Annotated in this window: 8 protein-coding genes and 2 pseudogenes; 4 read left to right on the top strand and 6 right to left on the bottom strand. The window is 56.8% G+C overall.

Features of this window, described 5'->3' with window-relative positions; genetic code table 11:
- Positions 1 to 15 precede the first annotated feature (15 nt).
- Positions 16 to 306, bottom strand: a pseudogene (locus tag ACWHXD_RS30515) (phospholipid carrier-dependent glycosyltransferase); the annotation flags it as partial.
- Here ACWHXD_RS30515 and ACWHXD_RS30520 point away from each other — a divergent pair.
- From ACWHXD_RS30520 to ACWHXD_RS30530, 3 genes and pseudogenes are all read left to right on the top strand, one after another.
- A pseudogene (locus ACWHXD_RS30520) lies at positions 294 to 608 on the top strand (porin); the annotation flags it as partial. The pseudogenes ACWHXD_RS30515 and ACWHXD_RS30520 overlap by 13 nt on opposite strands.
- Before the next feature lie 298 nt (positions 609 to 906).
- Positions 907 to 1,932 (top strand): hypothetical protein, encoded by a 1,026-nt coding sequence (locus ACWHXD_RS30525; RefSeq protein WP_003253439.1) that lies wholly within the window; start codon positions 907 to 909, stop codon positions 1,930 to 1,932.
- A gap of 127 nt (positions 1,933 to 2,059) precedes the next feature.
- On the top strand, positions 2,060 to 2,284 hold the full coding sequence (locus ACWHXD_RS30530) for a hypothetical protein (protein WP_003253436.1): 225 nt from the start codon (positions 2,060 to 2,062) through the stop codon (positions 2,282 to 2,284).
- Between the two features lie 90 nt (positions 2,285 to 2,374).
- On the opposite strand, the gene ACWHXD_RS30535 is transcribed toward ACWHXD_RS30530, so the two are convergent.
- From ACWHXD_RS30535 to ACWHXD_RS30555, 5 genes are all read right to left on the bottom strand, one after another.
- A complete protein-coding gene (locus ACWHXD_RS30535) occupies positions 2,375 to 4,372 on the bottom strand; it encodes a heavy metal translocating P-type ATPase (RefSeq protein ID WP_046786872.1) in 1,998 nt (665 codons plus the stop codon).
- A gap of 201 nt (positions 4,373 to 4,573) precedes the next feature.
- Entirely contained in the window at positions 4,574 to 4,897 is a 324-nt protein-coding gene (locus tag ACWHXD_RS30540) for a DUF2790 domain-containing protein (protein WP_003253432.1), read from the bottom strand.
- Between the two features lie 162 nt (positions 4,898 to 5,059).
- On the bottom strand, positions 5,060 to 8,221 hold the full coding sequence (locus ACWHXD_RS30545; protein WP_003253428.1) for a CusA/CzcA family heavy metal efflux RND transporter: 3,162 nt from the start codon (positions 8,219 to 8,221) through the stop codon (positions 5,060 to 5,062).
- A 24-nt stretch (positions 8,222 to 8,245) separates the two neighbouring features.
- On the bottom strand, positions 8,246 to 9,496 hold the full coding sequence (locus ACWHXD_RS30550) for an efflux RND transporter periplasmic adaptor subunit (protein WP_003253426.1): 1,251 nt from the start codon (positions 9,494 to 9,496) through the stop codon (positions 8,246 to 8,248).
- Positions 9,497 to 9,564: 68 nt separating this feature from the next.
- Positions 9,565 to 10,836, bottom strand: a complete 1,272-nt coding sequence (locus ACWHXD_RS30555; protein ID WP_016712696.1) for a TolC family protein — start codon at positions 10,834 to 10,836, stop codon at positions 9,565 to 9,567.
- A 404-nt stretch (positions 10,837 to 11,240) separates the two neighbouring features.
- Between ACWHXD_RS30555 and ACWHXD_RS30560 the strand changes: the two genes are divergently transcribed.
- Positions 11,241 to 12,584: an OprD family porin gene (locus ACWHXD_RS30560; RefSeq protein WP_019818113.1), complete on the top strand. Its 1,344-nt coding sequence runs from the start codon at positions 11,241 to 11,243 to the stop codon at positions 12,582 to 12,584.
- Positions 12,585 to 12,931: the final 347 nt, after the last annotated feature.

The raw sequence follows: 12,931 nt of genomic DNA on the forward strand, positions 1-12,931 counted from the left end.
TTTTGTGCTTGGAATTTAGCCTTCGTTCTTGCGAGGCGTTTCCGCATTGCTTTCTCCAGCCAGACCCTCGGCACCTTGTACGGTACGTTTCCAATGGCACAGCATGAGCTGGCTGGCGTTCGCTTCGGTGATCGCTGTACATGCTAGATCAGCGGGCAGACCATCCTTGCTGTCTCGCAAGCGCCTGGACAGATAGAACGAGCCATCCTGCGGCCACTTGGCAGGATCCTTGATGTTCTCGGACTTTCCGCTGCTGTAAAACTCCGACGAGTATGAGCGGCGGCCAGGATAGATCAGGGGAGCCGCGTATCTACAAGCTCGACGGTGCCAAGTTCGACACTATCAAACCAGAGAACAAGGAACTGGGGGCCTGGGAAGTTTTCTACCGCTTTGACGATATCAAGGTCGAAGACGGCAACCTGGTCACCGCAGCGGATCAATCGAACGAGCGCAAGGCCAAGAGCCACACTGTGGGTGTGAACTGGTATGTCAACGAGGCAGTGAAACTCAGTGCCAACTACATCAACGTGCGTACTGACAATAACGAGAACACCGTGGGCGACGACAGCGGCAATGCAATCGTGACCCGCCTGCAATACGTCTTCTGATCCCTCTCATCAGTCTGACGTGAGAAAGCCGGAAGCGCTCAATGTGCTTCCGGCTTCCCTGTTTCTGACGTGATCGAGCTTGGAGCGTCCTCCTCCTACCTGCTCTCGCTCACCTGATGACCTCTCTTGCCAAAACTCGGCGAATCTGGTGTGATTGCCGCGTCGGGTTTTGCATGGTGGCCGTGCAAGCAAACCAAACCTGACTCCTACTCATGATTGAACCTGATTCGACGTCCAGCTTCGCGTCTAACGGCCCTACAAGCGCAGCTACCCCAACGTCGCTCATTAGGGGATAGTCATGTCTGCCAAAAAGCTGCTTCAACCTCTCGCTGCTCAGCTGCACGCCTCATTCTCGGCTTCCGGTCGCCCGTACGCTCACCAGCACATTCACCAGTTGCTCCACGCTGCCATTGGCTCCGTCTCCCCAGAAGTTGACTCCCAAGACAATCTGCCAATCCAGGTATGCCGTGACAGCGACAGGCAGTACAACCTCTACGAGACGATTGAGCGGGCGAAAAAGTGCTTGGGATTGACCGATCTTCAAGCAGTCGGCGTGGCTGAAGAAGTCATCGAAGTACTACGAGCTGCAGGGATAGGCGTGAACCAGGTTCGCCTGCTCCTCGACCCCTCCTTCACCTCGAAGACTCGTAAAAAGGCATTCAAAGCCCTTTGCAAGAATCTGGATCTGAACGAGCTCGGCGATCGATTCGTCCCGAAAACGGCGACGCTGGCCATTGCGGCGGGTATGGCACCGCCTCCGAAAATCACGTGGAAAGATCGCTTCGCACTGGCTGCAGATTTCCCTATACGGGGACAGAGCCAGCTCGTCGAAATGGTGACTCGAAGCGAGTGCTATCTGTGGGTATTTCCGCCGACTGATCATCAAGCTACGGCTTCGGCGAGTCACGACCGCTATTTCGGTGAACAGACCCATCCGAGCGCTGAGATGGGCATGGGGTTCACTATCATCGATTCCGGATCGACCCGCCCTAAATTTCCGATGCTCTCCAAACAGCCGGAAGAGACCTTCATCCAGTATTCACTTTCGGCGCCGATGTGGTTCTGGCGCGCACAAAGTAACACCTGGCGGCTGGGAAACATCCTGCGCTCCAAGATCCTTGACGGGGCTCCTTGGCATAACGAGCCCTTGAGCGATGTGCTGCCAGGTGGTCTGAAGTCTCTGCCGCGGATTTATGGGTGCACCACCTGCCAAACGCTGTTCGTCGAGAAACACAGCGGCTATCCGGATGTACCCACTCAGTGCCAATGCGGTGAGGCGAGCAGCACGCGTGACCAAAACGAGTCACCTGCTCTCAATAGCTGATTTTCCTTACGGTGGCGGGCTATGCCCCCCGTTAGGGATTGGCTATGGGAGCGGGATTCGCTCACCCCAAACCTGAAGGCGCCGCCATCTAACCGAGCGATATGAGCTGAATGCTCGCGGAGTAGATATGCAGAACAGTACCAACAAACAAGACACCCTGGCGGCGATCAATGCACTTGTGGAGATTGCGTATGATCAGGGATTTGCGAACGGACAAGGGGTCGGCAATCAAGTCGGTTTCGTAGCCGGTGTCATGAGTCTCAAAGCTGCGTTGGCCTGCGGCTTAAGGCACGGCTCACCTGAGTGTGGGAAGGCCCTTGAAAGCCTCAAGCGCATCGGGATCGACGAGTGAGAAAAGTACGGGTCGTGCGCTGATCGCGCACGACCCGTACTTCTACTTCAAGTCATTTCCCTGCTTAGCTTCATGATTGAAGCTCAGGGATCAGGAGCTTCTGCGGTAGGCCAACAACCGCAAGGCGTTGAAGACGACCAGCAGTGTGGAGCCCTCATGGATCGCAACGGCGGCACCAATGCTCAAGCCCATGATGGTAGACGGAACCAAGATGGCCACAATCCCCAAGCTGACGAACAGGTTCTGGCGGATGATCGATCGCGTGTGACGGCTCAGCCCCACCGCAAATGGGAGTTGCCTGATGTCGTCAGCCATAAGCGCGATATCAGCCGTTTCCAGGGCGACATCAGATCCGGCAGCCCCCATTGCGATGCCAACGCTCGAATTGGCCATGGCAGGGGCATCATTCACGCCGTCACCCACCATGGCCACCCTGGCGCTGAGGCGCAGGTTCTTGATGGCCTTGACCTTGTCTTCCGGCATTAGGTCTCCCCACGCCTCATCTAAGCCAACTTGTTTGGCTACCGCCTCTGCAACGCGGTTGTGGTCCCCAGAAATCATGACCATGCGGTCGATGCCCATCTCTCTGAGTTTCTGGAGTGCCTCTTTGGCACCCTCTCGGGGTGTGTCCAATAGCCCGATAGCGCCCAGATCCTTGTCAGCGCGACGTACCACCATGGTTGTGCGGCCCGACTGACGCAGACGCTCCGCAGCCTCCAAGGCTGCCTTGCTCAGTGCGGGAATACCATTGGTACCGAACATCTCGACCTTGCCAATCCAGACGAACTGCCCATCAAGCTCGGCACGTACGCCGCGGCCAATCATGTTGCTCATGTTCTTGGCTTGCAATCGGCGCCGTGTGCCAATCATCTCTTCACCGTCACGCACAATTGCCGCAGCCAGCGGATGGTCGCTCATCGACTCCACAGCGATGGCGACGTTTAGTAGATCCTCGATCTGCGTGCCGCCTACCGGTATTACATCGGTGATGCGTGGGCGCCCTTCGGTCAGGGTACCGGTCTTGTCGAATGCCATGGCATTCAAGGAGCCGAGCTCTTCAAGCGGTGCACCGCCCTTGATCAGCACGCCACCTCGGGCTGCCCTGGCGATGCCAGATAGAATGGCGCTTGGTGTTGCGATCGCCAGCGCGCAGGGGCTGGCTGCAACCAGTACGGCCATCGCCCGGTAGAACGAGTCACGGAACGGCTCATCAAGGAAAATGCCGGCAAATAGCAGCCCGACTACCAGCAGCAAAACCAACGGGACGAATATGCGTTGGAAGCGGTCCGTGAATCGCTGGGTCGGTGACTTCCTGACTTCGGCTTCACTGACCATCTTGATGACCCGCGCCAGGGTACTTTCCGTAGAGCGCCGTGTTACCTCAACCTCGATGAGCGTTTCGCCATTGATGGTACCGGCGAAGACTTTCGAGGCTGCATCCACTGCATCTGGCTTGCTGCGTGCGAGTTCGGCATCAGGGACAGGTTGCTTGTCCACGGGGACGCTCTCACCGGTTACTGGCGCCTGGTTGATACTTGAGGAGCCCACTACAACAAAACCATCGGCCGGTAGGCGGTCATTGGGGCGCACGATGACAACGTCACCGGGAACCAGCAGCTCCACAGGCATTTCCAACGTGCCATTTGCTCTGCGTACGATCGCGGTGGCTGGTGCGAGCTTGGACAGTGCCTCAATCGCTTTCTTGGCCCGCCCCATCGCGTAGCTTTCAAGGGAATGCCCCAGACTGAACAGGAACAGCAGCAGAGCCCCCTCCGCCCAGGCGCCAATGCTCGCGGCACCGGCTGCGGCGAGAAGCATCAGCGAATCGATCTCGAAGCGTTTCTGGCGGATGTTGCTGATCGCTTCCTTGGTGGTGAACCATCCACCGAACACATAGGCCGACACGTACAGAATAAGGGGAAGTCGATCAATCAGCCCAAGTTTTCCTGCGAGGGCTCCGGCACCCAGGAGAGCACCACAGATCAGCGCGAAAAACAGCTCCGTGTTCATGCCAAAAATGCCGCCATGCTCATGGCTATGACCTTCATGCCCAGCTTGGTCATCAGGGCGTTCAAGCAAACTCTTCATAACTCGTCCCTTCTGGGGTCAAGGCTTCCAATTGCCCTCTGCAGTTGGGAGCCGTCGCGGTTGGTTAGCTAAGACCTATTGCACGGTTTGCCCCGGCCCAGGCGTTAACATGTCAAAACCATGGGGCATCGGGCGTAATAAAAAATGCCAGGCACTGCCTGGCATTTATGAATTCTCTAATTGTTCTGTTCAAATCGTTTACTACTTGTTGTTGATGCATTGCGAATACATCGAGTAACGAACAGTCTTGAGCGTGCCCTGGGAGTCCTCGAAGGTCATCAACCGTGGGTAGACCTGGCAGGTACGTGGGTCCTGCGACTGACGTACGAACTTAGCAACGTCTATCTTCATGCCATATTTGTAATCCTGAATCTCTGGCATTGGCTTGCCATTTTTCTCCGCGTACTTGGCCACTGCGGTCTGGTGCTCCTTGGTGTATTGCAGCTGCTTGCTCTCGGAAAAAGTGTTGGCCTGCGAAGCCACCGAGAAAACAACAAGTGCAGCAGCGATAATTAGCTTTTTCATAAAACCCTCTCAATTTCAAAACTTCTCGGGCGTAACCTTAGCAATGCATAGGCATCACCGGCATGACGAGAAACTTACAATTTTGAAAGGTAAGTGCATCTACTTCACTTTAAACAAAAAAGCCCACAACACGTGTTGTGGGCTTCTCTTTAGCGGAGCCTGTTAGCTAACCACTTCGGCCTCGTCGCCGTCTTCATCCTTGCGGTGTGCCCAGTAATACAGGGCAGGCAGTACCAACAAGGTCAATGCGGTGGAGGACAGGATCCCGCCAATCACCACAGTCGCCAGTGGCCGCTGAACTTCTGCACCGGTACCGGTGGCCAAAGCCATCGGGATGAAGCCCAGGGAAGCTACCAAGGCAGTCATCAGAACAGGTCGCAGACGGGTTAATGCACCTTCATCGACTGCCTGCCTGAGCGTTCGCCCTTCCTCCCTTAGCCCGCGGATGAAGGCAATCATCACCAGGCCGTTCAGTACTGCAACGCCGGACAGTGCAATGAAGCCGACACCTGCCGAGATCGACAGTGGGATGTCCCGCAACCACAACGCCACAACACCACCGGTGAGTGCGAATGGAATACCGGTGAAGACCAGCATGCCGTCCTTCAGGTTGTTGAACATCAGGAACAACAAGGTCATGACCAGCAGCAAGGCGACTGGAACAACGATCTGCAGCCGTTTGGCAGCCGACTGCAGCTGCTCGAACTGGCCACCCCAAGTCGTCCAGTAGCCCGCAGGGATTTGCACCTTCTGATCCAGCGAAGCGGTCGCCTCCTCAACGAAGGATCCCAGGTCACGGCCTCGAACGTTGGCACTGACGATTACCAGACGCTTGCCGTTCTCGCGGCTGATTTGGTTCGGGCCCAGTTGCAGGTCCAGATTAGCGACCTGCGACAGCGGGATGAAACCGATCTGGTTGGCACCCTGAGCCGCATTGGCAGGCACCGGAATCAGCAAACTGGACATCCCCGCTACGTCGGTGCGAACGGTCTCAGGCAGGCGCACTACCATGTCGAACCGACGGTCGCCCTCATACAGCGTGCCGGCCTGGCGACCACCCACGGCGATAGCGATCGAGTTCTGAACATCCGCGATGTTCAGGCCGTAGCGTGCTGCTTTCTCGCGGTCGATGTTGATTGTCAGCACCGGCAGGCCGGATGTCTGCTCAACTTTCACTTCCGACGAGCCCGGTACCGCTTTGAGCGCTGCCGCGATCTTGTTGGCGGTGTTGTTGAGCACGTCCATGTCATCGCCGAAGACCTTCACAGCGACATCACTACGCACGCCCGAAATCAGCTCGTTGAAACGCAGTTGGATTGGCTGCGACAACTCGTAGTTGCTTCCTGGAACACCCGCTGCGGCCTTCTGCACCTCAGCAATCAGCTCATCGCGAGGCTTCTTGGGGTTAGGCCACTGATCCTGAGGCTTGAGCATGATGTAGGCGTCGGAGGCGTTCGGTGGCATCGGGTCAGATGCAATTTCCGCGGTACCCGAGCGTGCGAACATCCGCTCGACTTCAGGCACCTGCGCTATTACCGCTTTCTCCAGACGCTGCTGCATCTCGACGGACTGAGTGAGGCTCGTTCCAGGCACACGCATGGCCTGCATCGCAAAGTCACCCTCACTGAGGCTTGGGATGAACTCGCTACCCATACGACTTGCCAGCACACCACTGAGCACGACCAAGGCTACTGCGGCCGAGAAAGCGATGTTCCGATGTCCCAGCACCCATTGCAGAACCGGCTCATAGCGCAGTCGAGCTGTGCGCATGACCACGCCTTCCTCTTCCTTCACCTTGCCAGTGACGAACATGGCAATAGCTGCAGGAACAAAGGTAACGGACAGGATCATTGCGCCCAGCAGAGCCATCACAACGGTGAACGCCATAGGGTGGAACATTTTGCCTTCGACGCCGGTGAGGGCGAAGATCGGCAGGTACACCACCATGATGATCAGCTGACCGAAGATCAGCGGCCGGCGAGCTTCTCGCGCCGCGGCAAAGACCTCGTGGAAGCGTTCGGTTTTGGTGAGCATGCGGCCATGCTTATGCTGCGCATGAGCCAGTCGACGGATCGCGTTTTCTACAATAACCACGGCACCGTCGACGATGATGCCGAAGTCGAGTGCCCCCAAACTCATTAAGTTGGCACTGACCTTGTTGTTGAACATGCCTGTGAAGGTGAAAAGCATGGACAGCGGAATCACCATCGCGGTGATCAGGGCTGCACGGATGTTGCCGAGGAACAGGAACAGAATCGCGATTACCAAGATCGCGCCTTCTACCAGGTTCTTCTTCACCGTCGCGATGGCTTTTTCAACCAGGTTGGTACGGTCGTAAACGGTCACAGCCACCACGCCCTTTGGCAGGGTGCGGTTGATGTCCGCCAGTTTGGCGGCGACAGCTTGAGACACAGTACGGCTGTTTTCACCAATCAGCATGAACACGGTACCGAGCACGACTTCGCGGCCGTTCTCAGTAGCAGCACCTGTGCGGAGTTCTTTACCGATGCTGACGTCAGCAACGCTGCTGATGCGAATCGGTGCACCATCCACGCTGGTGATCACGATGTTGGCGATGTCTTCGATGTTGCCTACCTGGCCGGGCGCACGGATGAGCAACTGCTCACCATTACGTTCGATGTAGCCGGCGCCGACGTTGGCATTGTTACTTTCCAACGCTGCGACCAGGTCATTGAGGGTAAGCTTGTAGGTAGCCAGGCGCTTAGGATCTGGCGCAACCAGGAACTGCTTGGCATAGCCGCCGATGGTATTGATCTCGGCTACACCCGGGACGTTGCGCAGCTGAGGCTTGATGATCCAGTCTTGGATCACGCGCAGGTCGGTCGGGGTGTAAGGCGTACCGTCCTCTTTGACCGCGCCATCTTCGGCTTCAACGGTCCACAGGAAGATCTCGCCGAGGCCGGTAGATACCGGGCCCATAACGGCCTCTACGCCTTCTGGCAGCTGTTCCTTCGCAACCTGCAGCCGCTCGTTGATCAACTGGCGGGCAAAGAAGATGTCAGTGCCATCCTTGAAGATCACGGTGACCTGAGACAAGCCAGAGCGAGACAGGGAACGGGTCTGCTGAAGGCCCGGGAGACCGGCCATGGCCGTTTCAACTGGAAACGTGATCCGTTGTTCGGTTTCCAAAGGCGAATAACCAGGCGCTGCAGTGTTGATCTGCACCTGGACGTTGGTGATATCGGGTACCGCATCGATGGGCAGCTTTTGATAGCTGTAGATACCGATACCCGCCATGATCAGAACAGCGATCATTACTACGATGCGCTGCTCGATGGCGAATCTGATGATACGTTCAAACATGAGAAATCATCCTGTCAGTTCGCATCAGTGACCGTGTTCGGCAGAAGCTTTGCCGAGCTCGGACTTGAGTGTGAAGCTGCCACTGGTTGCTACCTGGGCGCCGGCTTCAATACCGTCGATGACTTCCACGTACCCATTGTCGCGACGACCCAGTTTTACCGGGCGGGTGTCAAACCCATCTGGGGTGCGTACGAATACCGAGGGTTTGTCTTCAACGGTCTGGACTGCGTGCTCAGGGACCGCTACGGCAACTCGATCAGTCTGGGAAGTGACCGCAATGTTCACGAACAGGCCTGGACGCCAGGCACCGTTGGGGTTGGTCAAGGTGACGCGGACAGTGGCTGCGCGGTTTTGCTCGCCCAGCAGGCTCCCGACATAACCCACCTTCCCTTCGACCTCGACATTCATGTCAGGCGAAGAGACTTTCACCGCACGACCAGTCGTGACCTTGCCCAGATCTGTAGGCGGGACGGCGAAGGTTGCCCAGACCTGATTCAGGTCAGAAAGGATGAAGGCGTTGGTCGCCTCGCTGACGACTTCGCCAACGGTCAGGTGTTTCTCCACCACCACGGCGTCGAAAGGAGCTCGGAGTTCGTAACGATTACCGCCAACGGAGTTAACCGAAGCACCGATCGCACCGACCTTCTGCTTGGCGTTGGCCAAGGAGATCTCCGCTTCTTGCAGCGCTTGGCGTGCTTGGAGGTAGTCTTGCTCCGCGGAAATCTTGTCCTGCCACAGCTGCTTCTCACGCTCGAAGGTCACTCGCGCCAGTTCGACGCGACGCTGTGCGGCCTGTTGTTCGCTGCGCAGGTCAGAGATCTGCTGGCTCGCGATTACAGCGAGGACCTGACCCTTTTTGACCGTCTCACCCAGGTCGGCTTGGACAGTCTCTACAACGCCAGGAACACGAGGAACCACGTGGGCGGTCCGGTCTTCATCGAAGCGAATTTCGCCCGGGAAGCTCACGACTGTACCCAAGTCACGCGGCGCTGCAGCTTCCAGGGCAACGCCGGCAGCCTTGATCTGCTCAGCGCTAAGCGTCAGCTTGCCCTCTTCTTCACCGCCCTCTTCGCTGTGGCCTTCTTCACCATGGCCCTCATCACCCTCCTCTTTGGCGGCAGATGCGGCTTTCTTTTCGTCGCCATGGCCATCGTTAGCGCCATGCTCGGCGGTACTAGCGGCCTGCTGTCCAGAACTGTTGTTCCAGGCAAGGCTGCCAAATCCGAGGGCTGCCACAGCGGCTACCGCGAGGGCGATCTTGCGTTTGTTATCCATTGCTACTCCTGCTGATCGTAGGCACCGGCTTGTTCAAGGCTGTGTGCCGAAGAAAATGTTTGGCCCGTTCAGCGAGCGCCGGCAGTTGAGCCGACTTCGCCATAAACCCTTTCCACCTGCGCACGCGCATTGGTCGCCGCTGCCAACGATTCGAGATATTGGCCACGAGCGACGATCAAGGTGCGCTGGGCATCCAGCACTTCGATGAAACCGAATTTGCCCATCTCGAAGCCGCGGGTTGCGGTATCTACGGCTTGTTGGGCTGACGGCAGAATGGTCTTGTCGTAGGACTCGACCTCCTGCATGGCGGTGGACCACTGGTTCAACGCGGTTTGGGTTTCGGTGCGCAGCCGCAGCTCCACAGCATTGCGCTGGTCTCGGGCCTGATCTGCACGACGAGAAGCGGAAAGAATGTTGCCCTGGTTGCGATCAAACAGCGGCAAAGGCATAGAGACGCCCACAGTGTTGACACGCTCGCGCACAGAGCGGTCGTACTGGCTACCTACGCTGACGGTAAGGTTCGGGATACGCTGAGCTTTCTCTGAACCGAGCGAGGCATCGCTCTTGTCGATCTGTACCACGGCCTGGCGCATTTCTGCGGTCTGATCGAGCTTCGCCAGCAGCTCTTCAGTCCGCGGTGGCAGTCCCGGGGAGAGGGTTGGCGATTCGAGTCGATCAAAGACGGTGACCGAGCTCCCGGTAATTTGAGCGAGTTGCTGGTAAGCGGTCGTCTTTTCGGTTTCGGCACGTCGAACTTGCAGCTTTGCTTCGGCCAGTTGTACTTGGGCGCGGGTGGCCTCTACTGGAGACGATTTACCTGCGCGAACACGACCATCGACGATGCGGAGACCGCGCTCAGTCAGTTCGAGAGATTGCTTGGCCAGGTCAAGGCCTGTCTGGGCCCGCAATGCGGCGTAGAAGGCCTGTACGACGTCTGCCCGCAGACCGTTCACGCGACGGTCCAACTCCAGCTGTGCGGCGGTCTGCCCGTAAGTGGCGACGTCAACACGAGCTCCCCGCTTACCACCCAGCTCCAGGGTTTGGCTAAGCGACACGGTCGTCGTGCTGGTGTTACGACGGGTGTCTTCCACGTCGTACGAAATAGTGGGGTTGGGGATAAGCCCGGCCTGCTTGCGAGCACCATCAGCGATGCCAATCTCTTGCCGGGCCGCGGCCAGGTCAGGGTTGGCATCCATGGCCGTCGAAAGCGCCTGGGGCAAGCTGATGCTTTGGGCAAGAGCTGCAGGTGCCATCAATCCAGAGATGACTGCACAGAGTGCAGCGATCTTCCAGGGCGAGACGGAGGTCTTGGATAAGACATTGCGGTTATACCGGGGCACTTTGATGGTCCTCGTGCACAAACTTCGATAAAGCTTGGCGAGAACGCCGAAACAGCTGCCAAGCCCCACTTGATTAGGTGATGTCACTCTAATAACCTGTAGCTATCAGAGGGGTGGCTAGAAAATTACAATTCCGTAAGAATGTCCTGTAATGCCCGAAAATACTGGGAAACCAAACCCGACACGATGATTTCGTTACAAGCAACGGAGATGGCAAACACGCGGTGCGAAGGCCCGAACAACAGGTAGATGACGAAATTGTAATTTTCCTATCACCCCCCCCGTTATCTTCGGCCTGCAAATATGAGCTCGCGCTACGCTAGGCGCGCCGCCTGGTCAGAACAATTAACGACACCCGCGCCGGTAAACATAATAAAAACTGCCGTGAATCAAAGGAGCATCGGATGAAAATCAAAGTACCACTGTATTTGGCGGCAGTTTCTGCGCTGTCTGGAAGCTATGCTATTTCGGCACAGGCAGAAGACAAGCCAGAAGGCTTCATTGAAGGCAGCAGCCTTACAGTGCTGAACCGTAACTTCTACTTCAACCGTGATAACCGCGACAGCACTGCCCCCACTTATAACAGTGGCAAGGGCAACACCAACGGCTACTCCGAAGCCTGGGCGCACGCGATCATCAGCAAATTCAACTCTGGGTTTACCCAGGGAACAGTTGGCTTTGGCGTTGATGCCTTCGCCATGATCGGCCTCAAGCTCGACACCGGTGATGGGCGCAACGGCGGCCGTAGCTCCTTCGACGTGCTACCCGTTGATAACAAGGGCGAAGCTCGCGACGAATACACCAAGGTCGGCGGCGCAGCCAAAGTCCGCTTGTTCGATACCATCGTGAAAGTAGGTGATGTTTTCCCATCGACTCCGGTCGTTGCATCCGGCGACTCTCGCCTGCTGCCAGAAAGCTTCCGCGGCGTGACCGTTGAGAACACCAGCATCCAAGGCCTCACCCTGCAGGGTGGTCGTCTGCATGCGATGAGCCAGCCGCTCTCAAGCAACCTGAACGACAACTTCGTGACGTTCTACGGCGGCCCGGTCAACTCGCCATGGATCGGTTACGGTGGCGGTGACTACTCGATCAACGACAACTGGACTGTGAGCGTCTACGCCAGCCAGCTGAAAGACGTCTGGAATCAGTACTACGCCGGCACCAGCGTGGTTTACCCGCTGAGCGACGATCTGGCGCTGATCGGTGGCTTCAACTACTACAAAGCCGTAGATGAAGGTAAGAAGCGCCTGGGTGAATTCGACAACAACATCTGGAGTGCCAAGGTCGGCGTGCGTTACGGTGCCCATACCCTAGCCCTGTCGCACCAGCGCAACAACGGCGACGACGATTTTGACTACCTGCGTCAGTCGGACTCGATTTTCGTCGACAACTCCATCCAGTACAGCGACTTCAACTCGCCGAAAGAGCGTTCCTGGATGCTGCGCTATGACCTGAACTTCACCAGCTACGGCATTCCAGGCCTGACGTTCATGACCCGCTACGCCAGAGGCTCGGGCGCGGATTACTCGAACGCTAACCAGTTCTACATGCGCACTGATGACAACGGCAACCCGCTCGACAATCAGAAGCGTTGGGAGCGTGACGTCGAAGTCAAATACGTTGTCCAAACCGGTCCAGCAAAAGATCTGTCCTTCCGGTTGCGCCAGGCAACCACACGTGCCACTGCATTCGAATCGGATCTGGATGAAACCCGTGTGATCATTGAGTACCCGCTTTCGATTCTGTAATTCGCTAACTGGACCAGTTATTCATTAACTGGTCCTATTAGTAAAACGAGCATTACGAATTCACCTTGAGTGGCTTAAGTGCTCCTTTGGTAAAAGGTGGATATTTGGCGCCCATTGGGCGCCTTTTTTTTACCTAAAATTCAAGCAAGCGTTCGATTGTACGCATTGCATGCCGGTGAAGTTCATGACTACACCAATGACCAGCTTCCTCGATGTGAGCGACCTCGCCGTCATCTGAGCGGAACGAAGCCAGCACAAAAAAGAAAATAACCCAATACTTCATAAGGTCAAATCACCTGCTGGAGAGAGGGCCCGCAACTGTCAAACCCAAACCGCGACAAGATATA

It is taken from the genome of Pseudomonas fjordensis, from assembly GCF_976987115.1.

What these genes read in the sequence shown, in the direction of transcription:
- ACWHXD_RS30525 (WP_003253439.1), top strand. Translation starts at nt 907, where the DNA reads ATGTCTGCCAAAAAGCTGCTTCAACCTCTCGCTGCTCAGCTGCACGCC.
- ACWHXD_RS30530 (WP_003253436.1), top strand. Translation starts at nt 2,060, where the DNA reads ATGCAGAACAGTACCAACAAACAAGACACCCTGGCGGCGATCAATGCA.
- ACWHXD_RS30535 (WP_046786872.1), bottom strand. Translation starts at nt 4,372, where the DNA reads ATGAAGAGTTTGCTTGAACGCCCTGATGACCAAGCTGGGCATGAAGGT.
- ACWHXD_RS30540 (WP_003253432.1), bottom strand. Translation starts at nt 4,897, where the DNA reads ATGAAAAAGCTAATTATCGCTGCTGCACTTGTTGTTTTCTCGGTGGCT.
- ACWHXD_RS30545 (WP_003253428.1), bottom strand. Translation starts at nt 8,221, where the DNA reads ATGTTTGAACGTATCATCAGATTCGCCATCGAGCAGCGCATCGTAGTA.
- ACWHXD_RS30550 (WP_003253426.1), bottom strand. Translation starts at nt 9,496, where the DNA reads ATGGATAACAAACGCAAGATCGCCCTCGCGGTAGCCGCTGTGGCAGCC.
- ACWHXD_RS30560 (WP_019818113.1), top strand. Translation starts at nt 11,241, where the DNA reads ATGAAAATCAAAGTACCACTGTATTTGGCGGCAGTTTCTGCGCTGTCT.